This window comes from Citrobacter sp. Cpo015, from assembly GCF_030333035.1.
Taxonomy (GTDB): domain Bacteria; phylum Pseudomonadota; class Gammaproteobacteria; order Enterobacterales; family Enterobacteriaceae; genus Citrobacter; species Citrobacter portucalensis.
Window position 1 is genome coordinate 181,031 of record NZ_JAOWGS010000028.1, and the last position, 26,884, is coordinate 207,914.

Here is a 26,884-nt window from a genome sequence, read left to right on the forward strand (position 1 = left end):
GCCCGGTAAGCGTAGCGCCACCGGGCAATTCAGCAGGGGATTACTTCTTCAATCCCGCAAACGCGGCTCTGATCTCGTCTTCCGGCAAATTAATGCCGATAAACACCAGCAGGCTGTGTGGTTGTTCGTCGCCCCACGGGCGGTCCCAGTCGGCGCTGTACAGGCGCTGGACGCCCTGGAACAGCAGGCGGTTTGGCTCGCCTTCAATCCACAGCATACCTTTGTAGCGCAGCAGCTTCTCGGCGGATTCCAGCAGCAGGTTTTCCATCACTCGCGACACGTCGCTGATGTTTACCGGGTAATCCAGCTCGACGACGATCGAGGAGATATCGTTTTGCTTGTCGGCGATAAAGTGGAAGCGCGGTTTGGCGCTGACTACGTTCTCTTCCAGCATAAAACCGTTGGTATCGAACAGCAGGGAGAGGTCGATATCACCATGTGTCACGGTGTAAATCGGCGCACGGGCGTTGATGCGCGCCAGGCGCTCACGCAGTTTTTCGCTTTCACCTGCGACGTCGGTTTTGGTCAGCAGGATCCGGTCTGCGTAGCCTACCTGCGACTGGGCGATGGTGAACTGGTTCATCTGCTCGTCGGCATGTACCGCGTCAACCAGCGCAATTACGCCGTCCAGCAGGTAGCGTTCGCAAATCACTTCATGGGAGAAAAAGGTCTGAATGATCGGGCCGGGGTCGGCCATGCCGGTGCACTCGATCACCAGACGGTCGAAATTGATGGCGCCTTTGTCGAGGTTGTCGAGCAGATCTAACAATGCGTCTTCCAGTTCACTGGAGCGGGTACAGCAAATACAGCCGTTGGTCAGGGTTTTGATCTGCGTGGCGCGATCGCCAATCAGCTGATCGTCCACCGAGACTTCGCCGAATTCGTTTTCGATAACGGCAATCTTGTAACCGTGCTGCTCGTTGAGAATATGGCGCAGCAGGGTGGTTTTACCCGCGCCAAGAAAACCGGTGAGTAGGGTAACTGCAATCGGGGTCATTCACTTCTCCTTCTAACAGCAACTGCTTCCGCCGCTACCGTAGCGGGCTTCCTGGCGCTCGCGGAAGAATTCTTCATAGGTCATGTACGGCTTATCGGGATGGTTGGTCTTCATGTGCTCGACATAGTTGTCGTAGTCCGGAATGCCAATCAGCATCTTCGCCGCCTGACCGAGATATTTTTTAGCTTGCCCTAAAGTACCAAACATAAACAATCCTGATAAGCGAAAAGCCCCGCCGGAGCGGGGCTGAATACATCTTAGTGATGTGAAGAGGTCTTCACGCCGCCTTCCGGCACCGGCACATACGGTGTCTCTTTATCAGAGCGACCGTTGATGGCGCGGGCTTTCTGCCAGGTACGGAACCCGTAGAAGATGATGCTGTACACCACCACCAGGAACAGAATACTCAGACCTGCGTTGGTGTAGTTGTTGACGACGATATGGTTCATATTGGCAATCTGCTGAGCGGTCAGTTCGCCGCCGTTAGCAATCTTCTCTTTGTACTGATTCGCCATGAAGAAGAAGCCTTCCATCTGCGGGTTGGTGCTGAACAGTTTCAGACCCAGCGCCCAGGTGGTGCAGATAAGCAGCCATACTGCCGGAACAACGGTAACCCAGATGTATTTGGTGCGCTGCATTTTAACCAGCACCACGGTGCCGAGAACCAGTGCCACGGCAGCCAGCATCTGGTTAGAGATACCGAACAGCGGCCACAGGCTCTTAACGCCGCCCAGCGGGTCAACAACGCCTTGATACAGCAGGTAACCCCACAGGCCTACGCAGCCCGCAGTACCGATGATACCCGCAACCAGGGAGTCGGTTTTCTTCAGGAACGGCACGAAGTTACCCAGTAAATCCTGCAGCATAAAGCGGCCAGAACGGGTACCGGCATCCAGTGCGGTCAGGATGAACAGCGCTTCGAACAGAATACCGAAGTGGTACCAGAAGCCCATATCGGCCATCGGCAGCACTTTGTGGAACACGTGAGCGATACCAACAGCCAGCGTCGGTGCGCCACCTGCGCGGTTCAGAACGGACGGTTCACCGATATCTTTCGCGGTTTGCAGGATCTGCTCAGGCGAAATGACGAAGCCCCAGGAGCTGACGGTCGCTGCCGCATGTGCGGTGACGTCTTTCAACTGCGCCATAATCAGCGGTGCGTTTTCGCCGCTCATTTCATGCAGGTTCGGCATGGTGATGCCAAGGCCCGCAGGCGGGGTGTTCATCGCGAAGTACAGACCTGGTTCGATGATAGACGCGGCAACCAGCGCCATAATTGCGACAAAGGATTCCATCAGCATCGCGCCGTAACCGATAAAGCGCGCGTCGGTTTCACAGGCCAGCAGCTTCGGTGTGGTGCCGGAAGCAATCAGCGCGTGGAAGCCAGATACCGCACCACACGCGATGGTGATGAACAGGAACGGGAACAGAGCGCCTTTCCACAGCGGGCCAGTACCATCAACGTACTGCGTCATTGCCGGCATTTTCAGTTCCGGGTTGAGGATAACAATCCCCACCGCCAGACCGACGATAACGCCGATTTTCAGGAATGTAGCCAGATAGTCGCGCGGGGCGAGGATCAGCCATACCGGCAGCAGCGCAGAGATAAATGCGTAGCCGATCAGGGTAAAGGTAATGGTGGTGTCTTTAAAGGTCAGCGCCGGGCCCCAGTATGGGTCGTGCGCAATCACGCCGCCGAAGTAGATAGAAGCAACCAGCAGCACAATACCAATCACCGACACTTCGCCCACGCGTCCCGGTCGCAGGAATCGCATGTAGATCCCCATGAACAACGCGATAGGTACGGTTGAGCAGACGGTGAACACACCCCACGGGCTTTCCGCCAGCGCTTTTACCACGATCAACGCCAGTACTGCGAGGATGATGATCATGATTAAGAAGCAGCCGAACAGCGCAATGGTTCCCGGTATCGGGCCCATCTCTTCTTTGATCATCTCACCCAGAGATGCACCGTTACGGCGGGAAGAGATAAACAGTACCATGAAGTCCTGCACCGCACCGGCCAGCACGACGCCTGCCAGCAGCCACAGCGTACCAGGCAGGTAGCCCATCTGCGCAGCCAGTACCGGCCCAACCAGCGGACCAGCACCTGCGATAGCGGCAAAGTGGTGACCAAACAAGACGTTACGGTTGGTTGGAACGTAGTTCAGACCGTCATTGTTGATGACCGCCGGCGTGGCACGCGTTGGGTCAAGTTTCATCACCTTTTGGGCGATGTACAGGCTGTAGTAACGATAGGCCACCAGATAAACAGAAACTGAGGCGACAACGATCCACAGGGCACTAATGTGCTCACCCCGACGTAATGCCACTACCGAGAGGCAGAATGCACCGATGATTCCGAGAATCACCCAGGGTATGTGCTTGAATATCTTTTTCGTATCCATAGTAAAACCTGGTATCTAATTAATAATTGGCCGAAGCCGCGTGGGTTTGATCTTGTGTTTGAGGAGGTAAATTGACTGCTATGTTGGGGGGATCTTGCCAGAGAATTACGCGCGTAAAGTAAGGTAAATAAGTGAGCGGTTGTATGTCAGCTTAAGCGGTCCCAAGTGTCAGTGAGCGGTAAACTGCGGGGGGAACGGGGAAATTTATGTGATTGAGATCACTAATAAACCCGCTTAGCGCTTTGGCAGACGGCGTGGATCGACGAATCGTCGATGCTGAGATCGATTCAACTAGCACAAATTTCATAAAGTTTTCCCTTTCCAGGCCGAAAATTCTGACATCTGTCTAGCGGAAAGAGAAAACATGTTAAAACGAATGAAGATTGTTACCAGCTTACTGCTGGTATTGGCGCTATTTGGCCTTTTACAGCTCGCCTCTGGCGGCTTGTTTTTTAACTCACTTAAGAATGACAAAGAGAACTTTACCGTTCTGCAAACCATTCGCCAGCAACAGTCTGCGCTGAACGCCACCTGGGTTGAGCTGCTGCAAACGCGTAACACCCTGAACCGGGCAGGCATTCGCTACATGATGGATCAGAGCAATATCGGCAGCGGCGCGACCGTTGCCGAGCTGATGCAGGTGGCGAGTACGGCGCTGAAGCTGACGGAAAAAAACTGGGCGATTTACGAGTCGCTCCCACGCGATCCGCGTCAAAGCGAAGCCGCTTTCCAGGAGATCAATCGCACCTATGACATCTACCACGGCGCGCTGGCGGAGCTGATCCAGTTACTGGGTGACGGGAAGATCAACGCGTTCTTTGATCAACCGACGCAGAGCTATCAGGATGGCTTTGAGAAGCAGTACATGAGTTACATGCAGCAGAATGATCGCTTGTATGACATCGCGGTGGAAGATAACAACAGCTCTTACAGCCAGGCGATGTGGGTGCTGATCTGCGTGCTGATTACCGTACTGGCGGCGATTATTGCGGTCTGGTTTGGTATCAAGCTGACCCTTATCTCTCCTATGAACCGTCTGATCGACAGCATTCGTCATATCGCCAGCGGTGACCTGGTGAAACGTATTGAAGTGGAAGGGTCCAACGAGATTGGGCAACTGGCGGAAAGCCTGCGTCACATGCAAGGTGAGCTGATGAATACCGTGGGTGACGTGCGTAACGGTGCCAACGCGATTTACAGTGGGGCCAGCGAGATTGCGATGGGCAATAACGATCTCTCCTCCCGTACCGAGCAGCAGGCTGCATCTCTGGAAGAAACCGCAGCCAGCATGGAACAGCTGACGGCGACCGTGAAGCAGAACGCCGAAAACGCGCGTCAGGCCAGCCATTTGGCGCTGAGTGCTTCTGAAACCGCGCAGAAAGGCGGCAAAGTGGTGGATAACGTGGTGCAAACCATGCGTGACATCGCGTCCAGTTCGCAGAAAATCGCCGACATTATCAGCGTCATCGACGGCATTGCCTTCCAGACTAACATTCTGGCACTCAACGCCGCGGTAGAAGCAGCCCGTGCAGGCGAGCAGGGCCGTGGATTTGCGGTGGTTGCGGGTGAAGTGCGTAACCTGGCCCAGCGTAGTGCGCAGGCCGCGCGCGAGATCAAGAGCCTGATTGAAGACTCGGTCAGCCGCGTGGATGTCGGTTCAACCCTGGTAGAAAGCGCCGGTGAAACCATGGATGAGATCGTCAATGCGGTAACCCGCGTGACCGATATCATGGGTGAAATCGCCTCTGCTTCTGATGAACAGAGCCGCGGTATTGACCAGGTGGGTCTGGCCGTTGCCGAGATGGATCGCGTGACGCAGCAGAACGCCTCGCTGGTGGAAGAATCCGCTGCCGCCGCTGCGGCGCTGGAAGAGCAGGCCAGCCGCCTGACTCAGGCCGTTGCCGTGTTCCGTATTCAGCATGACCAACAGCGCGCGCGTGACGTTGCGGCCGCTAAACCGGTTTCAACGGTCCAGCCGCGCAAAGCCGCGGTAACGGATGCCGGGGATAACTGGGAAACGTTCTAAGCCTGTGATGCCGGATGGCGCTATCGCTTATCCGGCCTACGGGAAAGATACGTGGTTGCCGAATGGTGCTGCCGCTTATCGGCTTACCGGAAATGTTACGTAGGCCCGATAAGGCGTAGCCGCCATCGGGCAATTAGCGCAACATCAGGTGCATGGCGCAGCGCGATTCAAATGCCAGTCCATGCGCCGCTTCCTCTTCTCTTTTCTGGCGCAACTTTGCAGGCAGCGTCTCGTCAGCCAGCATTTCAAATCCCAGTCGCGCGTACCATGGCGCATTCCACGTCACATCGCGGAAGGTGGTCAGCGTGAGCGACGTGTAACCTTTCTCGCGCGCCTGTTCGGCAACATACTCAATCAATCTGCGGCCAATTCCTTTTCCCTGCCACTCTTGATGCAGCGACAGTTCAGCAATAAACAGCGATGATCCCAGCGTTTCGGCAACCAAAAAACCGACCGGAAGCGCATCGACCTGCGCCAGCCAGCTCATGCCTGCGGCGGCAAAAGCCTGATGCTGAGCAGCCGATAAAATCTGGTCTTCAGCAATCCACGCCAGTTCGGGGATGCGTAAAAAACGTTGCCCCGCAGATCGTTCGATGGCGGGAAGAGCGGCAGTGTCTGCCAGAGTAGTAGCGCGCAAGGTGATGTTCATACGAGGAGCATAACATGCCCGATAAACGCGGTGTTATCGGGCATCTGGAGGATTAATCTTTACGCGGATCGCTGATGGGTTGGCGAACCAGGAAGATGTAGGCGAGGGCACCCACCATGGTGACGCAGCCGCAGATGATCAACGCCAGGCGGAAAGAGTTGGTGGTATCAACAATAAAACCGGTGACGATCGGTGCGAACGAGGCGCAGATAAAGCTGGCAAAGTTCTGGATACTGCCCACGGAAGCGGTCATACGTGAGGCGACGGCGACGTGGATCAGACCCCAGCACGAGGTACCTGCGAAGTGGATACAGAACAGCGCCATACCGATCAGTAACACGGCGGCCATTGAAGTTGTGGCCTGCGGCACGACGAAGGTGAAGGCTGCGGAGCAGAACATCCCGGCGATAATACAAATCTTACGGCTCTTAATCGGTGCCATACCGCCTTTCACCAGCCAGTCGGTGACAAAACCGTTAATCAGCATGCCGGCTGCGCCAAACAGGAACGGGATCGCCGCCATTAATCCGGTGCTTTTTAAATCCAGGTTGTAGGAGGTTTGCAGGTAGCCCGGCAGCCAGGCCAGGTATAACCATGCAGTGTAGTTGATGCCGCTAAAGCCCAGCATCATGCCCCACATGGTACGGTTGCGGAACAGGCTGCGCCATTCGGCAAAGCTCAGCGGATCGCGGCGGGCATTGACGCTACCGGCGTTCAGGTACGCTTGTTCCGTGGCGCTCAGTTCAATTTGCTCGCGGTTGCGGTACAGCATGTACCAGCCGATGGCGAGGAAAATACCCAGCACGCCAATGGTGATGAACATCCAGCGCCAGCCCATTACCAGCATCATGGCAGCCAGAATCGGCGGGCTAATGGCAACCCCGATGGTGGAGGCGGCGTTGAATAATCCCATCGGGCGGCCGCGCTCTTTGATGTTAAACCAGTCGTTGATGACCTTTACGCCGCACGGGTTCATTGGCGCTTCGCCGATCCCCATCCCGATACGCACCAACACAAACTGGGTGAAGCTGTGCACCATGCCGGACATCGCCTGAAACAGCGACCAGAAGAACATCCCCAGTCCCAGCATAATGCGCGGACCTTTGCGGTCCAGCAGCGGACCGCAGGGCAGTTGCGCAATACCGTAAGCGAGAGAGAATACCGACAGCAGCACGCCGATTTGCGTGGCGCTCAGCCCCAGTTCTTCACGAATCGTTAAGTTGGCGACAGACAGTGAACTGCGGTCGAGGTAATTAATCACCGCAGCAAAAAATAATAAAATCATTGCTGTGGTCTGGATACGTTTAATTCGGCTACTGCGTTGCACCATGCCCTCAGGCGGAACATTAATATCCGCAGATGACGACGTGCCAAACGAAGAACTTGGGTCGAGGGTAATATTATTTTTTTCCACGCCGGACTCCTGAACCTCAATAATTTATTTTTCACACAGCTGGACTGTGCAGTATTGAAAAAATACCAGTGATGAATCAATTTGCTCATCACCGCTCACAAAAGTTTTTAATGCAGTCGACTTAGCGTGAGCATAGGCAAGAGGTATTTTTCAGGCGTTTTTATTTTTATAAAATCGTGCTCCCGGTAATGATTTGCTGTTTTTTATCGGTACTTAATGAGCGACGTTACAACCCTGGTTGATGGAGCGAATCATCGATTGTTTGGCTGAATTCAAATGGTTACAGAGCGCGAGGGTGGCATCCAGGTCGCTGCGACAGATCAGCGCGCTGAGGATGGTCATATGCTCATCAATGGCAATGATGTTACGCTGCTTGAGGTCGCTCTCATCCCACTGATAGTGGAAGTGGAAAATCACGGAGATGATTTCAAGTGATTGATTAAAAAATACATTATCGGCAGCAGAGAGTAGCAAAGCATGGAACTCACGATCTAACTGCGAGAACATGCGAAAGCTGCTGCCGATGCTGTCGCGCAGGATCCGATGGCGCTCCAGCAGCGTTTTAGCCTGCAACCAACGCGGGTCATCATCGGGCAGATTGAGGAAATGCTGCAGAGAATGCGTTTCCAGCATCTCTCTGAGTTCAAACAGCTGTTCAGCATAGGCCTGATCGAATTGCTTCATGCTCCACTGACCGCGTTTTTCGTTTTTAATCAGGTTGTAACGCTCGAATTTTAAAAGATATTCCCGCACTACCACCGGGCTGACGCCTGCGGCTCTGGCAAGCTGCAGTTCGGAGAAGCTCTCGCCTGCACGCAGCTGTCGCTGGTTGATCATGGTGAAAAACGCCTGCTCAAAAATCCGGTTTTGCTCGGTCATGGAGGCAGTGGTGCAGGCAAAACCGTCGTCATGGTCGGGTTTTCGCACGATGACATAGTGGCTGCCGACCTGGGTCAGCACGCCGCACTCGCCTAAGTGGCTCAGCATATGGCGCACGGTGGTGCGGCTGATGTTGTACATCTCCGCCAGTGCGCTTTGTGAGGGGAGTGGGGAAGGGATATGACCACGCGCCATATCATCGATTATCTGGTTAATCACATTGTGGCGTAAGTTCTGCGAACGGCTCATGGCTTCTCCTTTTTATCTATTAAAACCCGATTTAAAACATTTTTATGCGCTGGAATTCACAGATTGTGTTTCTGCTTTCTCCGTCTTTTTTATTTTCGTTGATATCTGAGGCAACAAAAAAACAGGAGAGCAGAATCATGTCTACGATGAATACGTTGATTTGCCAGGAACCTAAAAAATTAGTCTGGAAAGAGCGCGAAATACCTATTCCGGGTGAGGGTGAAGCATTAATTAAAATTAAGTCGGTAGGAATTTGTGGTACTGATATTCATGCCTGGGGTGGCAATCAACCTTTTTTCAGCTACCCGCGTGTATTAGGGCATGAAATATGTGGGGAAATTGTCGGTCTGGGTAAGAATATACAGAATCTGAAAAATGGTCAGCAGGTGGCGGTTATTCCTTACGTGGCCTGCCAGCAGTGTCCGGCATGCCTGAGCGGGCGCACCAACTGCTGCGAGAAGATTTCAGTGATTGGCGTGCACCAGGATGGCGGTTTCAGTGAATATCTGTCCGTTCCGGTGACCAACCTGCTGGATGCGCAGGGGATTGACCCGCAGGCGGCGGCGCTGATTGAGCCTTACGCTATCAGCGCTCATGCGGTACGCCGGGCGGCGGTGGCTCCGGGTGAGCAGGTGCTGGTGGTCGGCGCGGGTCCGATTGGTCTGGGGGCGGCAGCGATTGCCAAAGCCGATGGCGCACAGGTGGTGGTCGCCGATACCAGTCCAGCACGCCGGGAGCACGTGTCTTCCCGGTTGGGACTCCCGGTTATCGACCCATCCGCTGAAGATTTTGATACGCAGTTGCGTGACCAGTTTGGCGGTTCGTTGGCGCAAAAGGTTATTGATGCCACGGGGAATCAGCATGCGATGAACAACACGGTGAATCTGATTCGTCATGGCGGCAGCATCGTTTTCGTTGGGCTGTTCAAAGGCGATTTGCAGTTCTCTGACCCTGAGTTCCACAAGAAAGAGACCACCATGATGGGCAGCCGCAACGCCACGCCGGAAGATTTCGCCAAAGTGGGCCGTTTGATGTCGGAAGGCAAACTTACCGCCGACATGATGCTCACGCACCGTTACGCGTTTGCCACACTGGCAGAAATCTACGAACGGGATGTGATTAACAACCGTGAGCTGATTAAAGGCGTGATCACGTTCTGAGAGGGGAAATGCGATGAAGACATTGAATCGACGTGATTTTCCGGGGGCCAGCTACCCAACGCGCGTGATCCAGTTTGGTGAAGGTAACTTCCTGCGGGCGTTTGTTGACTGGCAACTGGATATCCTCAACGAGCAAACCGATCTGAACGCTGGCGTGACCATCGTTCGCCCGATCAATACCGATTTTCCGCCGTTGCTGAATACCCAGGACGGGCTGTATACCACGCTGATACGCGGGCTTAACGAGCAGGGTGAGGCAGTGAGTGAGGCACGGCTTATCCGTTCGGTGAATAACGAAATCAACCCGTATCAGGATTTCGCGGCGTATCTGGCGCTGGCGCACAATGCGGACATCCGTTTTGTGTTTTCGAATACCACCGAAGCCGGAATTAGCTATCACGCAGCGGACCGTGTGGATGATGCGCCGCCGGTGAGTTTTCCGGCCAAGCTGACACGCCTGCTGCTGGAGCGTTTTAACCACTTTGCGGGCGCGGTGGATAAGGGCTGGGTAATTATCCCGTGCGAGCTTATCGACTATAACGGTGAGGCGCTCAAAACCCTGGTGCTGCGCTATGCGCAGGAGTGGCAACTTCCTCCGGCATTTGCCGACTGGGTGGAGACGGCAAACACGTTCTGTTCCACGCTGGTCGACCGTATTGTCACCGGCTATCCGCGCGAAGAAGCCGCTGCGCTGGAGGCTACGCTAGGCTATCACGATGCGTTTCTCGATACCGCGGAGCATTTTTACCTGTTTGTGATCCAGGGACCGCAGTGGCTGGCAAAGGAGCTGAAGCTGGCGCAGTGTCCGCTGAATATCCGTGTGGTGAGTGATATCAAACCGTACAAAGAGCGCAAGGTCGCTATCCTCAATGGTGCGCATACGGCTCTGGTGCCGGTCGCGTGGCTGTGCGGGCTGGAGACCGTTGGCGAGGCGATGCAGGATGCTGATGTCCGCCGCTTTGTCGAGCGGGCGATTAGTGAGGAGATTATTCCGGTGTTGGATCTCCCGGCGGACGAATTGCGTGAATTTGCCGATGCGGTGAGCGGGCGTTTTCAGAACCCCTACATTCGCCACCAGTTGCTTTCCATTGCGCTTAACGGGATGACCAAATTCCGCACCCGAATTTTGCCGCAGCTGCTGGCGGGTCAGCACAATGGGCGCTGGCCCGTGCGGTTAACGTTTGCCCTCGCTGCGCTGCTGGCGTTTTATCGTGCAGAGCGCGACGGGGAACGCTATCCGATACAGGATGATGAGCAGTGGGTAAGCCTGTATGCCAGCCTGTGGCCGCGAGTTGGCAACGATTTAACGTTGCGTGAACTGGTGGATGCCGTGCTTGGCGATGCGGCACACTGGGGAGAGGATTTGACGTTGTTACCTGGGCTTGCCGGGCAGGTGACGGCCAATCTGGAGATGATTCTGGTACAGGGGATACGCCAGGCGGTGAACGGTCTGGAATAAGGTTGCCATGCAGCGCCCGGTGTGGTGTTGGGCGCTGTTTTTTTTTCAGACAATACATTCGGTTTACGATAGGCCTGATAGGCAAAGCGCTATCAGGCCTTTCATGTTACGAACCCTGAGCCACGACTTTGATTTCAACCATCCCGATCCCCAGCTTACGCGGTGAGTGACCGAGAATATTGCCTTCGTTGGTGGCGACCGGATCGGGTGGAACAATTACCAGCGTATCGGCATCCGCCGGGTTATCAAAATGTAAGGTGGTGGTGCTGACGTCATGGCCTAACACCAGCGTCTGCTCCTCGTTGCCAACGCGCACGGGGATCGGACGATTGGCATTGTCACCGAAGGCTTTCGCGGTAATGACCAGATCGAATTTCTTCGGTAGCGGGGCTTTGTACTCAATCGTTACTTCTTCGCTGAGCTGCGCATTGGACCAGCGTCCCCAGGATTCGGGGCGTGAAATGCCGCTAAACTGTTTGACTTCTTCCGGCGCGCCCGCCACGTTGAAAACGAAGCTATCTGCTTTGTAGCGAATGTCGTTATCGACAATTTTCAGCGTATCGACGTTACCTTTATAGCGCTCCATGTCGATCACCGTGTCTTTAAATACGGTTTTACTTTTCCACTTGGCTTTATCGACGTGCTGTACGATTTGCTGTCCGCCCAGCTGCCCCTGTGATACGCACCAATCGGTAGAAAGTGCCAGCTCCGGCGCCCACAGTTGCGCCATTTTGTAGCAGCGATCGACCCAGACGAAGTTATCGCGTGGGGCGAAATCTGCCAGCTGGAAGCGCAGCGGGGCCGAGTATTCGCTTTCCGGCAGCGGCTCGACGCGTTTGTCCGATACGCGCAGCAGCAGCGGCAGGCGGAAATGACTGCCGGAGAAAGAGATCATATTTTTGTCCTGGTCGACGGTGAACTCTTTCATCTCTTTCGGGAAATTCCACAGGCGAATGATATCGGGCTTCCACGCCAGCATTTTTTCTTTGATGTTCAGGAACACTTCCGAGACGGATTCGCTCGACAAGCTGCTGCGGCCAAGGCCGATAAAGTTATCGCCGCCGAGAATATCCAGTACCGTTGCGCCGTTATCCATCGTGTTACGCTTTACCGCCAGCGTGTCCTGTTGCGGTTGATCGCCGCGCAGCACGAAGAACAGGTTGTTGCGGTCCTGCTTGTTCAGATACTTCCATGCGGTGTTGTTCATCGCCAGATGATCGGAAGACACCACGATAACGGTATCTTTAAACCACGGCGATGCTTTGATTTTATTGATAAATTCGGCAATGTTTTCCTGGCTGCAGCTGACCGCGCTGAACGATTGGTTGGCCTTCCCGTCGATGTCATAACGTTTACGGTTGCAGCTACGGGAGATAAATCCATCCGGATGATGGGTATCCACGGTCAGGGTAAACAGTGAAAAACGCTGGCCCGAGCGCGAAAGCTCTTCGAATTTTTTCCACGCTTCGTCCAGCACGGTATCGTCGTAGAAGCCCCAGTCGTTACGATAGGTCGGGTCCGCCACCACGCTTTTTAACTCTTCCGCACCATACAGATGGTCAAAGCCGTGAGATTTCAGGAACACGTCTTTGCCAGCAAAGCGCAGGTTGGCACCCTGCACAAAGTAGTTCTGATAGCCGGAGTTTTTTAGGATATCGCCCAGACAAATATTGTTAGGGAAGAAACTTGAAACCGACGCAGAGGCGTTGCCTTCAAACGGCGCAAACAGCGGAATACCGCACTGGGAGGCGACCATGCCCGCGATGGTGTAATCCGTACCCGGCAGCTGCATGGTGTTGCTGAAATCCAGACCTTCGTTTTTCAACGCGCCGAGTTCCGGGGTCAGATCCGGGAATGCGTCGTTATTAAAATAGGTGCGTTCGAGGCTCTCACCGTAGATATACACCAGGTTCAGCTTCGGATTGGGAATGGTTTTCGATGGCTCTTTATAATACGTCGGGAAATCCGGGTCGCCATCGCGTGACTGCGACTTCACCAGTTCGGTTATCTGGTGAAATGCCGGGCTAGCGTCAACGGAGGCCAGCGCCAGCAGCAGGGCCAGCAGACTGTAACCCACATGATGTGGATGATGGCGACGGCGGCGTAGGATCCAGCCGAGAGCGACAAAAACGGTCGTCAGCGCTAGCGCGATCCCAACGCCCGGCAGAATATATTTGCCGATGCCTGCGCCGGTCAGGCTGTTGGTCAGCGTATAGAGAACCGCGTCATTGATCCCGTCGCCGGTGAAATAGTCACTGGCATAAAGCGTGATATTCAAGACAATAAAAATCCCCAGCACCGTTAACGTGGCGGCAAACCACCAGGTGTTGCGACCCGCTTTCCAGGCATAAATCAGCACTGAAGCGAGAAACAGAGTGATGGAGACTAATTCTGACAACGGTCGATCCTCAGTAAACCGGGCAATTGCCTGGCAGGCTAATCATTTGGTGAGAGAACAATGTAATAGCGTTGTTACATTGCTGCAATTGTAGTGACATTAAATTACGTTGTTATTCAGAATTGGTTTAGATATGCGCGTTTTTGTGGGGAAATACTGTTTATTTGGAATGTGAATGTATTGTCGAAAATAAATAGATGCCGCGCAGGTTATACGCGGCATGTCGTGCGTCAGGAAATGAAGTTCATGCCCTGTTTTAACACCAGATCGCAGGCCTTGGTTTTTACCTGCTGTGCCAGTGAGCTGTTACCGATCGTGCTCAGGTTCAGCTGTTGACCATCTTTGGCGTTGAGCAGCCCCTGAATCCCGTCCATATAGTTGGTATCTTGTTTCTGCTCTGGCGCGCTGAGTCCCAGTTTATCCAGCACCTGGTTTTTGACGTTTTGCGCGTCGGTGACCGAGGCCAGTTTCTGTTTAGCGCAGTATTCCAGGATCCCGGCGACGTTATTCATGCTGCTGGAGGTCAAAGACTGATTGCTGCCGTTCAGCAGGCTGGTCAGGGAAGAGAGCGACGAGCTGCTTTGCGAGCCGGAGCTTTGTTTGCTCAGCTCACTGGCCGCGCTGGAGAGCGAATCCTGCCAGGAGGCGGCGAAAACGCTGGTAGATATGAGCGTGCTGGCGGCAAGCGCACAGCACAGCAGACGTTTGGTAGTTTTCATCATTATATGCAACTCGTGTTATGCCTTTTCAGCGCAGTATAGCGCTGGCAGTCTTAGGAGTGGTCCTAATACGTTAATACTCTTTACCGGTTACCCGACTACGGTAGCTTTCCCAGTTAAAAATGACCCACAGGCTGTTGCCAAGGCGCATACGATCCATCACGCGCTCACCCAGCAGCTTGTTCATTTCATCCATATTGCTGTTAGTTAACATACCGGTCGGACGTTTTGAGGACGAACGGCGATCGACAATCTGATTAATGATCACTTTTTCATAGCGGGATTCGGTCTGCATGCCGATCTCGTCGATCACCAGCAGATCCACATTGCTCAGATCGTTGAGCAGCTGTTCTTCGCTGGTTTCACGATTACTGAACGTTTCTTTCATCGCCGACATGATATCGGCCACGGTAATGATCAATACCGACTTGCCGCGCAGCAGCAGTTCGTTGCAGATGGCGGCGGCTAAATGGTTTTTGCCGGTGCCGGGTTTACCGGAGAAGATAAAGCTGGCGATGTTGCCGTCAAACTCTTCAACATACTGGCGGGCTTTGCTCAGGGCGTTCATCTGACCTTCGCACTCTACCCGATAGTTTTCGAACGAACAGTTCTGATGCAGCGGACGGATACCGGAACGGTTGAATGTGCGCTGCATTTTCATCGCCCGGTTTTCGCGGGCCAGCGCTGCGGCACGAATTTCACCTTGCTCTTTTTGCCATGCCAGCAGTTCTTCGCCCGTTTTAAAGGCGGGCTCGACATTAGGTGGCATCATTTTTTGCAGACGTTTCATCAGGTCGCCAACGTTTTTCATCGTTATCCTCTAAAACCCGGTGGAATGTGGCTGTCAGGTTCACTGACGCTGTTCACATCGCGCTTTGGCATTCCGCCATTGCTGGCCCGTCCAATCTGAATGCTGCGCGCCAGTTTTTGCTGCCACTGAATATGGTGAAAGACTTTTCCTTCAGCCTGCCAGTAGGCAACAAATGAGGCCAGCTCTTCAGCAGTAACCGGCTCTCTCAACGCTACGCCCCATAAAGCGGCCTGACGCTGAAAGTCGGCATCAGGCTGCCAGGCAGCGTACATCGCAAATTTCCCCATTGGTACGGCAACGGGAGCGGCTTGCGGCTCTTCATAAAATTGATCATCTAATGTCACATCGCTTCCCGGGCGTGACAGTTTCTCCTCAAGCGCCAACAGCTCAGCCAGTCTCGCAGGCGTCACCGCGTAAAACGCTGGAGCATTGTTAGCGAATACGGCTACGGCGCCACCCGCAGACTTGGCCAGCACGGCGTGGTGATCGTGTAGTAAGGCGTCAATGCTAGTGACGTCTGGCGTCAAAATTTTGCAGGGCATAATGTTTCTCAATACTGAACAACAACCGAGAAGGGGACTGCTTTTATAGTAACACAGAGAAGAAGGAGAGCAGCAGATGAGGGGGAGATTCCCCTCTCTGCAGGGTATTAAAGAAAGTGCACCGTCAAACGCGTGGGCGTTTGCGATACAGCCATAATCCTGGCACGGATAGCCCGATGGAGAGCGCGCCGACAATCGATGAGGCTTTCAGGAAATTGGTCAGCAGGGTGATCATCAGCGCTTCGCTGTAGCCAAAATGACCGATTTTTACCGCCGAGATCATGGCGGTGTAGGCGGAGATCCCAGGGAACATCGGGATCACTGCCGCAACGGTAAAGACTTTCGGATGCGCCAGATACCAACGTGACCACTGGATCCCAATGCAGCCGACCAGCAGCGACGCCATAAAGGTCGACCATTCGATATTAAACCCTGCGCTCATCATTACCATTCGCGAACCGTGGCCGAGCGCGCCGAGTAACGCACACCAGGGGAGCGCCCGATGAGGGACATTAAATACCATGGCAAAGCCTAACGCCGGGATTGCCGATAGGATCATGTCCTGCATTAACGCCAATATGAAATCGATCACGCCCATCCGCGCAGCCCCCATAAGGTCATCGACATGACCACGCCAATGCAGGTTGCCAGTGTCAGCAAACTGGCAATCGCCCAGCGGGCGAGCCCGGTATTAATGTGTCCCTTAAACATATCCGCGACGGAGTTGATCAGCGGAAAGCCCGGAACCAGCAGCAGCACGCTGGCGGCCATAGCGATGGTCGGGGTGTGGTTAAACGTCGGTAGCGTCAGCAGCAGACCAGAAATCGTTGTCGCCACAAACGCGGTGATGCAAAAGTTAATTTGCGGGTGCAAATGCCGGGACGCCAGAATCTGGCGGATATACATTGCCACCATGCTGGCGAAAAAGGTGATCACCGCACCATCCCATCCGCCGTTATTGAGCTTACAAAAGCAGGCGCAGGACAAGCCGACCATGAAGGCGACCAGCCATCTTGGATAGCGTAGCGGCTTAATCTGGCTAAAGCGTTTCTCTACCCCTTTAATATCCAGCAGTTTATGTTCCGCCAAAATGACAATGTGCTGCACTTCCGTCACGACGTGCATATTAATGCCGCGATCCTGATTTTTTCGCGTTGATGTCAGGCATTGCCCGTCTTTAATGGTGGTCAGGACGATAGCGTTAGAGGAGATGGCGCTTTCTACGCTATCCATGCCAAGTGCCAGCCCGAGGCGGGTGGATAACTCGTCAACCAGAGCGCTTTCTGCCCCATGCTGAAGTAAAAAAAGTCCGCATTGAATACATAACCGTGTAACCGTTCGCTGTGACGACTGCTCTGTTTGCATGGCTCGCTCTGACTGAAAAGGATCTCTTTGAGTGACGAATGTCTTCTTTTTATCATGAAGCATGAGCCCGCTGGCTCTGGCTAAGATCAATCTTTGTGTCGAAAAAAGACACAGGTGATACGGTTGTGGCATCTTAACGCCCCCGTTCGCTAAGGTACGAGAGGGAGACATGATTGAAATGTAGCGCTATTTTCCCGGATGGCAAATACGTAAGCCATGCTAACGATCTATTGTAGTTATTATAATTGTACAGATAATGTATTTATACGTAATTGTGCAATAATAGCTTAGAATTTGGCGCTATTTGGATGGTGCCGTCAATACTTTTTGAAATAAATACCAAGGATAACAATTCACCCCGCTTATTGTTCGGAGTATTTTCCTGTGAGTTAAGATTATTAATCCACCCGGGAAAATTTAATTAAGTACGATTGCGGACTGGTGAGTGTGGAGGGGATATGTTGCCAGGACGCTGCAAAAACGCAATTATTATTAGTAAATCACCGATTATACAAACTGGGCTTAAAGGTATAATGCAGGGAAAGTTCTCCGATTACGAACTTACCTACTGTCGTTCTGTTGAAGAACTGACGTTATTACAGCTACGGTGTGCTGATTTGGTAATTGCTGATTTAACCGGAGACTGCAATCATCCACGTGCAGTTTGCGAACAATATTATTCTTTATTATCTCAATACCGTGATATTCACTGGGTATTTCTCGTATCTCGTATCTTTTATCCTCTGGCGGTTGAACTACTGATGTGTCCTGTCAGCTCGCTGCTCTCTGACGCCGAGCCGATTGAAAGTTTAGTGAATGTTATTCACGCGGGAAATACACGAGCAGAGAGAATAAGCAAGGCGCTGCTCTCTCCGCCTGCTATGCCGCAATTGTTAGACCATAGCGCACGATCTATCGTTCTCACTCTCTCTGAAAGAAAAGTATTGCGCCTCCTTGGGAAAGGATGGGGGATTAACCAGATTGCGGCGTTGCTGAAAAAAAGCAATAAAACAATCAGTGCCCAAAAGAATAGCGCTATGCGTCGCTTGTCGATAAATAGCAATGCAGAAATGTATGCCTGGATAAATAGTTCTCAAGGATCGCGAGAACTTAATTTACCTTCAGTTTATGGAGAAACCACGGAATGGAAAGCAGAATCATCAAAAGAAACGTTGCACTGGTAGAAAAGTGCACGATGAGCAGCGTGGGTATTAAGAGCTTATTTAATACCATGCCGGATGACCAATATAAACTTCATCTCTTTTCAAACCAGCCCGCTTTTAGCCAGGCAATGTTAAAGATGTCGTTTTCGGCAGTTATTTTTTCCCTCTCTGCAATCAGAACCGATCGAAGAGCAGGGTTGGCCTATTTAACGGAGCTGGCGATAAATTATCCGCGGATTCGCCGTGTGGTGATTGCCGATGATGACGCTGAAGCGCGTTTAATTGGTTCCCTATCCCCCTTGCCGTTAGATGGCGTTGTGAGTAAAGCTTCTTCGTTAACGGTGTTGCAGGACGCGTTATTTACGGCGTTAAGCAGCCCTGGTCGGGGAACCGAAGGCACGAAAAACCATTGGTATATTAATCAAAGCCGTATGCTCAGCCCGACAGAACGAGAAATACTGCGCTTTATGTCGAATGGTTATTCGATGCCACAGATTGCTGTTCAGCTTGAACGGAACATCAAAACCATTCGGGCACACAAATTCAATGTGATGTCCAAACTGGGGGTCAGCTCGGATGCCGGGTTACTGGATGCCGCCGACATCCTGCTGTATCTGCGTGCTGGCGAGCCAGCGCCTTTTATGCAGGCGGTTTCGTGACGGGCAACGTTGACGTGTTTCTTGCCGGGCTTGGTCGCCGGTTTAGTGTGTGGAACATTACTGACACACGTCAACCCAGGTGGCAGAAGTCAATTCAGCCATCCTTTCAGGCGTGATGCGAACTGCGCTGTGGATGGCACCTGCGGCAGGCAGCACTTCAGCGTAGTGCTTCAGAGAAACATCACAGTACACTGATATCGGTGTTTCTAATCCGAAGGGGCAAACGCCGCCAACGGGGTGCCCCGTCGCGTTCACGACCTCATCACTACTTAACATTCGGGCTTTGGCGCCGAACGTACTCTTTAGCTTTTTATTATCCAGTCGGGCATCGCCTTTTGCCACGACCAGGATGATATCGTTCTTCACCTTTAGTGAAAGTGTTTTAGCTATTTGGCCAGGTTCAACGTTATGGGCTTTTGCTGCCAGATCAACGGTTGCTGTGCTCTGGTTTAATTCGATGATCTCGATATCTGGTGCATGTTGCGCCAGGAATTGGCGTACTGATTGCAAACTCATTCTTCTCTCCCTATCGCTTACAGATAGCCCTGCACAGCAGAAAACTGCAGGATGTAATTTGTCATAGGGGCAACCACACTGTAAATATTTTATTGTAACAACATAGCAACATTAGCAGTTTTTCGATCGTCTTCACAATCAAAGAAACCGGTTACAGTAACCGGTTGCAGAATGCTGAAATGACGATTAATACTGAAGTTGTCACTTCCTCTGTATCACATAATAAGAGCCATCTATGAAACTTAACTCGAAAAGCGGTAGCGCTGGTGTTCCTCCCGGCACGGTTGCGAAAAGTGGTAATGGGCTTTACGTGGTGGCGGTGTTGATGCCAGCGCGGTTGCAGGGTTTTGCACAACGGGAGAACGGCTATGTCTACTAACCATGCTGTGTTTAACGTGATTTTCCGCTTTGTTGAAAATTACGTCAGCCCTGTTGCCGGGCGCATCTCTTCGCAACGACATGTAATGGCCATTCGCGACGGTTTTATTTCGGCGATGCCTTTTATGATTGTAGGCTCTTTTCTGCTGGTTTTTGCCTACCCGCCTTTTTCTCCGGATACCACCTGGGGATTTGCTCGCGCGTGGCTGGATCTGGCAAAACAGTTTGAAGGCCAAATCCTCACACCGTTTGATATGACGATGGGGATTATGTCGGTCTACATATGTGCGGCTATTGCTTATAACCTGGGCAAGCACTATGTGAAGTCGCATCAGTTAGATCCGTTTATGTGTGCGATGCTATCAATCATGGCTTTTTTGCTGATTGCCGCGCCAAAAACCAAAGGCACAATGCCGGTTGATAGTCTGGGAGGAACGGGGATTTTCACCGCCATCCTGGTGGCCATTTACTGTGTTGAAATGATGCGCTTCCTGAAGGCGCACAACATCGGCATCCGTTTACCCGATCAGGTGCCGCCGATGATCAAAAACTCTTTCGATCTGCTGATCCCGGTGCTGGTGGTAGTACTGACGCTGTACCCGCTGAGTCTGGTGATACAGTCGCAGTTTGACATGCTGATCCCGCAGGCCATTATGGCCATCTTTAAACCACTGGTGTCGGCTGCAGATTCTCTCCCGGCGATACTTCTGGCGGTATTGATTGGCCATCTATTGTGGTTTGCGGGTATTCACGGCGCGGCAATTGTGTCGGGAATGCTGCAAATGTTCTGGCTAACTAATCTTGGGATGAACCAGTCGGCGCTGGCGCAGGGCGCGCCGTTACCGCATATCTTTATGGAAGCGTTCTGGACGTTCTTTATTGTGGTCGGAGGGTCAGGTGCAACGATGGGGTTGGTGATTTGCTATCTGCGTAGTCGTTCGGCTCATCTACGCTCGATTGGGCGTCTGAGCGTAGTCCCCAGCATTTTTAATATTAACGAACCGGTGATTTTTGGTACGCCGATTGTCATGAACCCGGTGTTTTTTATCCCCTTCCTGCTGGCCCCAATGGTGAATGCGGTACTGGCCTGGGCGGCGATGAAACTGGATTTAATTGGGCGGGTCATTTCAGTGGTTCCCTGGACAGCACCGGCACCGGTTGGCGCGGCATGGGCATTAGGCTGGGATTATCGTGCGGCTATTCTGGTGGTGCTGTTGGCGCTGGTGTCGGCCGTTATCTACTTCCCATTCTTTAAGGTCTACGAAAAGCAGCTATTGGCGCAGGAAAAAGAAGAAGCGCAGCGTATGGAAGAGGAAAACCAGCAGGTTGCATAAATATCTGGCGAGGGGCTACGGCTCCTCGCTTACTTCAGCGTGCAGTCTCCGCATTGCTGAACGTCAGGCAGGCGATAGCGTTGGCAGCAGGTTCTGCGTACTAACAGCCCCTCACGCGGAACAACGGTTCGCCATAGAGGGTTATCCTGACCGCAGGAGAGTTGTTTCTCAAAAAAGCAGGTCTGGCGCAGCGTGGCCAGCAGTTCCTCACCTAGCAACGGCTTCATTTCCGTTAAATACCAGTGAATTAAATATCCGGTGTTGCTCCAGATAAGCTTCGCGTTGATCTCGCCAGTAGCTTCCAACGCCTGCACAACCGGCGTCAGCGCTGAGAGAATCAGCGTTTCCATGCGTTGTTGAGGAGACAGGGCTGTAGCCTGGTGATCCTGATGGACGTCGATCCAGAAGCAGGCCGCACGGCCCGTTTCGTGAAACTCTACGCGCATATGTTCAGGAGAGACGTCGATAGCCTCTTTTTGCGTCAGTAGGGCCACCATTAACGGAGGCATCATCAGGCCGATATACCATTGCGCCCAAAGAGAAATCAGGGGCTTATTTTCGCGGGGTAGCGTGGGTTGGTTGCGATAGATATGGTCTGAATAAACGGCCAGCAGCGAGCTAAGCGTCGCCGGTTGCATCCATTCATGCAGCGTCATTGCACCTGGCACAGGCGTTTCGTCAAGACGAATGAAGTCCAGCAGGTGCTCGCGAGTTTTGGCTATCGTTGCGCGTACGGCAGCAGCCAGCGAGGGCATCTCTGAGGGGAGATGGCTACGCCAGATGACATCTTCAACGATCGGTGCGGAACGATAAGCCATGTCGATATAAGGATGTTAATCTTAATGATAATGATTGCTAATCCTATAATTGACATTGAGCGATGGCAAGATCTTTGTCGCCATCCCGAGCGGCAGCGCACAGAAAGCTCAGGTAGAGGGGCAGTTTACCCGCAGCTCATCGCTGACCAGGGTATTGTTACGCCCAAGATTCTTGGCCTCGTAAAGGGCTTTATCCGCTTTGGCGATAGCAGCATCAATATCCTGTTCTACCAGAGGTGCAATGCCGATACTGACGGTTACGTTGGTTGCCACGCTCTCATTAAACATGTGAGGGATTTTAAGGTCGTACACTTTTTGGCGGATACGTTCGGCGGCAGCCTGGGCCTGCTGTGGATCGACCGCGGTCAGCAAAATCATAAATTCTTCACCGCCAAAACGTGCCACCACATCCCGGGAGCGTACGGAGTCTCGGATGGCGGCAGAAACACGGATCAACGCCTGGTCGCCCATCATATGTCCGTAATGATCGTTATAGGATTTGAAATGGTCGATATCCAGCAGCAGAACGAAGTGCCTCGAATTACTCAGAGCCAACAGCGTATCGAGCCGGTGTTGCAGCCCCCGGCGATTATACAAACCGGTTAGCGGGTCGAGCATGCTGAGCCCGTTCAGGGTTTCCCTTTCCTCCAGCAGTTTGTACATCAGTTGCTGAGCGAATCCATCGTAGCGCTTTTGTATCACATGCTGGATGGCGATACCGGCCATAGGCAGCGCCATAAAATAGAAAATCCGCAAACCATGTTCGCTGCCGTTAAGCCATAAACAAACGGCGACGGAGGGGAGTGAGTGGAGCGTAAACGCGATGATATTATTGGCAAAAGCGATAGAGCCAATAAACAGTACGCTGAGCAGCGCTATTAACAGGAAATAATAATCATTCTGACCTAGAGCGTTATATTTCAAGAATATATGTAACGCCCATAACAAGCCAAAAACGATTGAAATAAAAGGGAGATTAATTCTTTTATCCGCGTATTTCCCATGCCATACCAGCAGCAGTGTACTCATCACCAGCATCAGCAACGCCGGTACTGATAAGGCTTTGACCGCAAACAGAGGGAAAAAAAGCGTAAACAGCGCGGAGACTGCGTTGAGCAGTAGAAACAGTCGTAAAGAGAGTTGGTATTTTTTTGTGCGCAGAGTTCGCCAGGATTGTACTGTCATAGGTAAATATTGTTAGTTATCTGCAATGTACGAAGGTGTGTTGGTAAATAAAACAAATAACGAACGGGGTATCATTCGCAGAGGATTTTATTGTTTTTAGTTGAAGAGCTAACCGGTGAGCAATTTATCACCTTGGATTATTCATGTCATCAATCGTTAAGTAAAACTCATATAATTGATAGTGCTTCACGGCTGACAAATGAGAAATTTTATCATATGATATTGGTTATCATTATCAGTGTTATAGGTGAAATCATGTTGCAACGTACGCTGGGCAGTGGATGGGGTGTTCTGCTGCCGGGAATGCTGATTGCCGGGATGGCATATAGCGACCTGTCGGTCTACGTATGGAAGGTGATGATTGTATTAGGATTACTGCTGACTTCGCTCATGCTGTACCACAAACGTTTACGGCACTTTGTTTTGTTACCTTCATGCGCGGCACTGATTGGTGGCATTGTTTTGGTAATGATGAACTGGAATCAGGGATGAACAAAACAGAGAAGGAAATCGAGAGGGAAATAAGATAATTGGTGCGAGGGGGGGGACTCGAACCCCCACATCCTAAGGACACTAACACCTGAAGCTAGCGCGTCTACCAATTCCGCCACCTTCGCACTGTCATCTTATTTTTTTGATATCGCCTCGTTGGTGCGAGGGGGGGGACTCGAACCCCCACATCCTAAGGACACTAACACCTGAAGCTAGCGCGTCTACCAATTCCGCCACCTTCGCCCAGTGCGAGCAATATCAACGTGGATTATGGTGCGAGGGGGGGGACTTGAACCCCCACGTCCGAAAGGACACTAACACCTGAAGCTAGCGCGTCTACCAATTCCGCCACCTTCGCATACCATCGACACTCAAAAAGTATCGTTACCACGGGGGCGAATTCTAGAGATTTTATGCAGGGCGTCAACAGTTAATTTTCGAACTTAACGTGATTGCCGAAAAAAAAGGCGTTTCTTCGGTTTTTGGCGTTTTATGCAGGCCGGATAAGCGATAGCGCCATCCGGCGTTGCTCGGTATCACGCCGGATGGCGGCGTAAACGCCTTATCTGGCCTACAGCCGTTAGGCTTTTTTCGCCTGGCGCGTCATCACAGTGCGATAGACCTTGAAACGTCCGGTCTGCGCGATAACTTCATGGAAGCCAAACACTTCATCCAGAACCTTCGGATAAGGCAGGAAGGCGTTCGCCACAATACGCAGTTCACCACCGCTGTTGAGATGACGCACTGCGCCACGAATCAGCGTTTGTGCGGCATCAAGGCTGGTCTGCATACCGTCGTGGAACGGCGGGTTGGAGATGATCATATCAAAACGACCCGTCACGTCAGAAAAGACGTTACTGGCGATGACGTCACCTTCAATGCCGTTGGCTGCAAGCGTTGCGCGGCTGGCTTCAACGGCGGCGGCGCTAACATCGCACAGGGTTAAGCGCACTTTCGGCGAGTGGCTGGCTAAGGCGACGGAGAGAACGCCTGCGCCACAGCCGACATCCAGCACTTTGCCTTTGGTGTGCGGCGTCAGCGTGGAGAGCAGCAGTTGGCTGCCAACATCCAGACCGTCACGGCTGAAGACGCCCGGCAGCGTTTTGATGGTCAGATTTTCTGTCTGGTATTCATCCCAGTATTTTTCTGCATCAAAGACTGGCTGTTTTTCCAGACGACCGTGGTACAGGCCACAGCGACGTGCGCTGTCGACTTTGTTTAACGGTGCGTATTCGGCAAGCATCTGCTCTGCGCTACGTACGCCGCTGCGATTCTCGCCGACAACAAAAATATCGGTGCCCACCGGTAACAGCGACAGAATGTTCATCAACTGGAACTGGGCTTCCGGCTTATTCTTCGGCCAGTAGTAGATCAGCGTATCGCTATCGGCAACGTCATCGGCCTGCGCGACGAGGCTGAAGCGGACGTTGTCACCCATCTGGCGGTTAAGCACCTGCCAGTGGTGAAGTTGCTGGGTGTGCGCACGGCTGGCGGCGCTTTCAAAATGGGCAGGCAGGTCATCCTGCAAATCACCGGCAAACAGAATACGGCTTTGTTCGAAATCATCACTGTGGCGCAGCAAGACTTCACTTGCCGGGGTAAAAGCAGACATGGAATGCTCCTTAAATTGTACAGCGGGGGATTATAGTTGTTTGATGGCACGGATTCGACAAATTTGCTATATTTGCGCCCCTGATAGACAGGAGTGTTTCGCTATGACATCCCGACGAGACTGGCAGTTACAGCAACTGGGCATTACGCAGTGGTCGTTGCGTCGTCCTGGCGCACTGCAGGGCGAGATCGCGATTTCCATTCCTGCGCATGTCCGTTTGGTGATGGTTGCTGCACAGTTACCCGCGCTAACCGAACCGTTGATCAGCGATATTTTACGCGCATTAACCGTTAGCCCGGCTCAGGTTTTACAACTGACGCCTGACCGTGTCGCCATGCTGCCGCAAGGCAGTCGCTGTAATAGCTGGCGGCTGGGAACCGAAGAGCCGCTGCTGCTGGAGGGCGCTCAGGTCGAGAGTCCTGCGTTTAATGAATTACGGGAAAACCCAGCGGCACGCGCCGCGTTATGGCAACAAATCTGCGCATATGAACACGATTTCTTCCCTCGAGCCGACTGATTTACCAGCAGCATTTCAGATTGAAAAACGCGCCCACGCTTTTCCGTGGAGTGAAAAAACATTTGCCAGCAACCAGGGCGATCGCTACCTCAATTTTCAGTTGAGGGTTGACGACGTGATGGCCGCCTTTGCAATTACGCAGGTCGTACTGGATGAAGCGACGTTGTTCAATATCGCCGTCGATCCTGACTTTCAGCGCCGGGGCCTGGGGCGTGAGCTGCTGGAGCACCTGATCGATGAGCTGGAAAAGCGTGGCATTTTGACCCTGTGGCTTGAAGTGCGCGCCTCGAATGCGGCCGCTATCGCGCTGTACGAAAGCTTAGGCTTTAACGAGGCGACGATCCGCCGCAACTACTATCCAACGGCCGATGGTCACGAAGACGCCATCATCATGGCGTTGCCAATCAGCATGTAAGACAAGGTGTAATGATGAAGAAGTGGGACTGGATTTTCTTTGATGCCGACGAAACGCTGTTTACGTTTGACTCGTTTACCGGCTTACAGCGGATGTTTCTCGACTATAGCATTACCTTTACCGCTGAAGATTTTCAGGACTACCAGGCCGTGAATAAACCGCTGTGGGTGGATTACCAAAACGGCGCGATTACCTCATTACAACTGCAGCATGCCCGTTTTCAGAGCTGGGCCGAACGCCTGAAGGTTGAACCGGGCCAGCTTAATGACGCATTCATCAATGCGATGGCGGAGATCTGCTCACCGTTGCCGGGGGCAGTTTCTCTGCTCAATGCGATTCGCGATAAAACGAAAATCGGCATCATTACTAACGGCTTTACCGCGTTGCAGCAAATCCGCCTTGAGCGGACGGGGCTGCGCGACTATTTCGACCTGCTGGTGATTTCTGAGCAGGTTGGGGTGGCAAAACCCGACCCCCGTATTTTTGACCATGCGCTGGAGCAGGCGGGTAATCCTGACCGTTCTCGCGTGCTGATGGTGGGTGACACCGCAGAGTCCGATATTCTTGGCGGCATTAACGCCGGGCTATCCACCTGCTGGCTAAATACGCACCACCGCGAGCAGCCAGCGGGCATTCAGCCGACCTGGACCGTAGCGTCATTAAGCGAACTGGAGCAGCTCCTGTGTAAACACTGATTGCCTCCCCCCCGTTGATGGGTA

27 protein-coding genes and 3 tRNA genes are annotated in these 26,884 nt (G+C 52.7%); 11 read left to right on the top strand and 19 right to left on the bottom strand.

All coding sequences use genetic code 11. The annotated features are described in order from the left end of the window. Positions 1 to 40: 40 nt before the first annotated feature. Genes yjiA through btsT form a run of 3 tightly spaced genes read right to left on the bottom strand, consistent with a single transcriptional unit; the run spans position 41 to position 3,405 of the window. Positions 41 to 997 (bottom strand): GTPase, encoded by a 957-nt coding sequence (yjiA, locus tag OGY67_RS10100; RefSeq protein ID WP_008786109.1) that lies wholly within the window; start codon positions 995 to 997, stop codon positions 41 to 43. A 12-nt stretch (positions 998 to 1,009) separates the two neighbouring features. Continuing rightward, on the bottom strand, positions 1,010 to 1,204 hold the full coding sequence (locus OGY67_RS10105; RefSeq protein ID WP_003830038.1) for a YbdD/YjiX family protein: 195 nt from the start codon (positions 1,202 to 1,204) through the stop codon (positions 1,010 to 1,012). Between the two features lie 50 nt (positions 1,205 to 1,254). Further along, entirely contained in the window at positions 1,255 to 3,405 is a 2,151-nt protein-coding gene (btsT, locus tag OGY67_RS10110; RefSeq protein WP_003830033.1) for a pyruvate/proton symporter BtsT, read from the bottom strand. Between the two features lie 364 nt (positions 3,406 to 3,769). On the opposite strand from btsT, the gene tsr reads away from it, so the two are divergent. Continuing rightward, a complete protein-coding gene (gene tsr / locus OGY67_RS10115; RefSeq protein ID WP_048227144.1) occupies positions 3,770 to 5,431 on the top strand; it encodes a methyl-accepting chemotaxis protein in 1,662 nt (553 codons plus the stop codon). Between the two features lie 133 nt (positions 5,432 to 5,564). On the opposite strand, the gene OGY67_RS10120 is transcribed toward tsr, so the two are convergent. The 3 genes from OGY67_RS10120 to OGY67_RS10130 all read right to left on the bottom strand — a co-directional run bounded on the left by OGY67_RS10120 (position 5,565) and on the right by OGY67_RS10130 (position 8,622). Beyond that, positions 5,565 to 6,080 carry a GNAT family N-acetyltransferase gene (locus tag OGY67_RS10120; protein WP_286573927.1) on the bottom strand — a complete coding sequence of 172 codons (516 nt, stop codon included), beginning with the start codon at positions 6,078 to 6,080 and terminating at the stop codon, positions 5,565 to 5,567. Between the two features lie 52 nt (positions 6,081 to 6,132). Continuing rightward, on the bottom strand, positions 6,133 to 7,494 hold the full coding sequence (locus OGY67_RS10125; protein WP_003845612.1) for an MFS transporter: 1,362 nt from the start codon (positions 7,492 to 7,494) through the stop codon (positions 6,133 to 6,135). Positions 7,495 to 7,707: 213 nt separating this feature from the next. Next, positions 7,708 to 8,622: a GntR family transcriptional regulator gene (locus OGY67_RS10130; protein ID WP_003830023.1), complete on the bottom strand. Its 915-nt coding sequence runs from the start codon at positions 8,620 to 8,622 to the stop codon at positions 7,708 to 7,710. Between the two features lie 137 nt (positions 8,623 to 8,759). Between OGY67_RS10130 and OGY67_RS10135 the strand changes: the two genes are divergently transcribed. Together OGY67_RS10135 and OGY67_RS10140 are read left to right on the top strand one after the other, a co-directional pair. Then, complete coding sequence (locus OGY67_RS10135; protein ID WP_048215005.1) at positions 8,760 to 9,782, top strand: zinc-binding alcohol dehydrogenase family protein; 1,023 nt, start codon at positions 8,760 to 8,762, stop codon at positions 9,780 to 9,782. Positions 9,783 to 9,795: 13 nt separating this feature from the next. After that, positions 9,796 to 11,241, top strand: a complete 1,446-nt coding sequence (locus tag OGY67_RS10140) for a tagaturonate reductase (protein ID WP_286573928.1) — start codon at positions 9,796 to 9,798, stop codon at positions 11,239 to 11,241. A gap of 106 nt (positions 11,242 to 11,347) precedes the next feature. Here OGY67_RS10140 and opgB read toward each other — a convergent pair whose 3' ends face one another. The 6 genes from opgB to OGY67_RS10170 form a co-directional block, all read right to left on the bottom strand. Then, positions 11,348 to 13,639 carry a phosphatidylglycerol--membrane-oligosaccharide glycerophosphotransferase gene (gene opgB, locus OGY67_RS10145; RefSeq protein ID WP_137377287.1) on the bottom strand — a complete coding sequence of 764 codons (2,292 nt, stop codon included), beginning with the start codon at positions 13,637 to 13,639 and terminating at the stop codon, positions 11,348 to 11,350. A 230-nt stretch (positions 13,640 to 13,869) separates the two neighbouring features. Beyond that, a complete protein-coding gene (locus OGY67_RS10150; RefSeq protein ID WP_048236182.1) occupies positions 13,870 to 14,361 on the bottom strand; it encodes a YjjA family protein in 492 nt (163 codons plus the stop codon). Between the two features lie 70 nt (positions 14,362 to 14,431). After that, the gene (dnaC, locus tag OGY67_RS10155) at positions 14,432 to 15,169 is read right to left on the bottom strand and encodes a replicative helicase loader DnaC (RefSeq protein WP_003019133.1); all 738 of its coding nucleotides are present in this window, start codon (positions 15,167 to 15,169) and stop codon (positions 14,432 to 14,434) included. Between the two features lie 2 nt (positions 15,170 to 15,171). Next, the gene (dnaT, locus tag OGY67_RS10160; RefSeq protein WP_008786116.1) at positions 15,172 to 15,711 is read right to left on the bottom strand and encodes a primosomal protein DnaT; all 540 of its coding nucleotides are present in this window, start codon (positions 15,709 to 15,711) and stop codon (positions 15,172 to 15,174) included. Between the two features lie 124 nt (positions 15,712 to 15,835). Further along, positions 15,836 to 16,309: a threonine/serine exporter gene (locus OGY67_RS10165; RefSeq protein ID WP_016151589.1), complete on the bottom strand. Its 474-nt coding sequence runs from the start codon at positions 16,307 to 16,309 to the stop codon at positions 15,836 to 15,838. Next, positions 16,300 to 17,076 (bottom strand): threonine/serine exporter family protein, encoded by a 777-nt coding sequence (locus tag OGY67_RS10170; protein ID WP_003830006.1) that lies wholly within the window; start codon positions 17,074 to 17,076, stop codon positions 16,300 to 16,302. The genes OGY67_RS10165 and OGY67_RS10170 overlap by 10 nt, the downstream gene beginning before the upstream one ends. Before the next feature lie 458 nt (positions 17,077 to 17,534). On the opposite strand from OGY67_RS10170, the gene OGY67_RS10175 reads away from it, so the two are divergent. Both OGY67_RS10175 and bglJ read left to right on the top strand, forming a co-directional pair. After that, on the top strand, positions 17,535 to 18,260 hold the full coding sequence (locus OGY67_RS10175; protein ID WP_008786119.1) for a helix-turn-helix transcriptional regulator: 726 nt from the start codon (positions 17,535 to 17,537) through the stop codon (positions 18,258 to 18,260). Then, positions 18,221 to 18,898 (top strand): DNA-binding transcriptional activator BglJ, encoded by a 678-nt coding sequence (gene bglJ, locus OGY67_RS10180; RefSeq protein ID WP_048214999.1) that lies wholly within the window; start codon positions 18,221 to 18,223, stop codon positions 18,896 to 18,898. Before OGY67_RS10175 ends, bglJ begins: the two co-directional genes overlap by 40 nt. A gap of 57 nt (positions 18,899 to 18,955) precedes the next feature. On the opposite strand, the gene OGY67_RS10185 is transcribed toward bglJ, so the two are convergent. Next, the gene (locus tag OGY67_RS10185; protein WP_003830001.1) at positions 18,956 to 19,414 is read right to left on the bottom strand and encodes a YbaK/EbsC family protein; all 459 of its coding nucleotides are present in this window, start codon (positions 19,412 to 19,414) and stop codon (positions 18,956 to 18,958) included. A 235-nt stretch (positions 19,415 to 19,649) separates the two neighbouring features. On the opposite strand from OGY67_RS10185, the gene OGY67_RS10190 reads away from it, so the two are divergent. Both OGY67_RS10190 and OGY67_RS10195 read left to right on the top strand, forming a co-directional pair. Further along, positions 19,650 to 19,793 (top strand): hypothetical protein, encoded by a 144-nt coding sequence (locus OGY67_RS10190; RefSeq protein WP_020996240.1) that lies wholly within the window; start codon positions 19,650 to 19,652, stop codon positions 19,791 to 19,793. Then, the gene (locus OGY67_RS10195; RefSeq protein ID WP_003829998.1) at positions 19,783 to 21,126 is read left to right on the top strand and encodes a PTS cellobiose transporter subunit IIC; all 1,344 of its coding nucleotides are present in this window, start codon (positions 19,783 to 19,785) and stop codon (positions 21,124 to 21,126) included. The genes OGY67_RS10190 and OGY67_RS10195 overlap by 11 nt, the downstream gene beginning before the upstream one ends. 29 nt (positions 21,127 to 21,155) lie before the next feature. Here OGY67_RS10195 and fhuF read toward each other — a convergent pair whose 3' ends face one another. Both fhuF and OGY67_RS10205 read right to left on the bottom strand, forming a co-directional pair. Then, positions 21,156 to 21,944, bottom strand: coding sequence for a siderophore-iron reductase FhuF (gene fhuF, locus OGY67_RS10200; protein ID WP_286573929.1), 789 nt, complete (start codon positions 21,942 to 21,944; stop codon positions 21,156 to 21,158). Between the two features lie 108 nt (positions 21,945 to 22,052). Continuing rightward, positions 22,053 to 23,129, bottom strand: a complete 1,077-nt coding sequence (locus OGY67_RS10205) for a GGDEF domain-containing protein (protein ID WP_003829994.1) — start codon at positions 23,127 to 23,129, stop codon at positions 22,053 to 22,055. Between the two features lie 255 nt (positions 23,130 to 23,384). Here OGY67_RS10205 and OGY67_RS10210 point away from each other — a divergent pair, with 255 nt between their 5' ends. Beyond that, the gene (locus OGY67_RS10210) at positions 23,385 to 23,621 is read left to right on the top strand and encodes a DUF1435 domain-containing protein (protein ID WP_003019100.1); all 237 of its coding nucleotides are present in this window, start codon (positions 23,385 to 23,387) and stop codon (positions 23,619 to 23,621) included. Positions 23,622 to 23,660: 39 nt separating this feature from the next. Here the strand turns inward: OGY67_RS10210 and OGY67_RS10215 are convergent. From OGY67_RS10215 to rsmC, 4 genes are all read right to left on the bottom strand, one after another. Next, a tRNA-Leu gene (locus OGY67_RS10215) sits at positions 23,661 to 23,746 on the bottom strand. 32 nt (positions 23,747 to 23,778) lie between these two features. Further along, positions 23,779 to 23,864 (bottom strand) — tRNA-Leu (locus OGY67_RS10220). A gap of 28 nt (positions 23,865 to 23,892) precedes the next feature. Continuing rightward, a tRNA-Leu gene (locus OGY67_RS10225) sits at positions 23,893 to 23,979 on the bottom strand. A 222-nt stretch (positions 23,980 to 24,201) separates the two neighbouring features. Further along, positions 24,202 to 25,233, bottom strand: a complete 1,032-nt coding sequence (rsmC, locus tag OGY67_RS10230) for a 16S rRNA (guanine(1207)-N(2))-methyltransferase RsmC (protein WP_008786123.1) — start codon at positions 25,231 to 25,233, stop codon at positions 24,202 to 24,204. Between the two features lie 103 nt (positions 25,234 to 25,336). Here rsmC and holD point away from each other — a divergent pair, with 103 nt between their 5' ends. The 3 genes from holD to yjjG are packed head-to-tail and all read left to right on the top strand — an operon-like array spanning position 25,337 to position 26,860. Then, complete coding sequence (gene holD / locus OGY67_RS10235) at positions 25,337 to 25,750, top strand: DNA polymerase III subunit psi (protein WP_286573930.1); 414 nt, start codon at positions 25,337 to 25,339, stop codon at positions 25,748 to 25,750. Further along, positions 25,719 to 26,165 (top strand): ribosomal protein S18-alanine N-acetyltransferase, encoded by a 447-nt coding sequence (rimI, locus tag OGY67_RS10240; protein WP_003829985.1) that lies wholly within the window; start codon positions 25,719 to 25,721, stop codon positions 26,163 to 26,165. The genes holD and rimI overlap by 32 nt, the downstream gene beginning before the upstream one ends. Before the next feature lie 14 nt (positions 26,166 to 26,179). Further along, positions 26,180 to 26,860 carry a pyrimidine 5'-nucleotidase gene (yjjG, locus tag OGY67_RS10245; protein WP_008786125.1) on the top strand — a complete coding sequence of 227 codons (681 nt, stop codon included), beginning with the start codon at positions 26,180 to 26,182 and terminating at the stop codon, positions 26,858 to 26,860. Positions 26,861 to 26,884 lie beyond the last annotated feature (24 nt).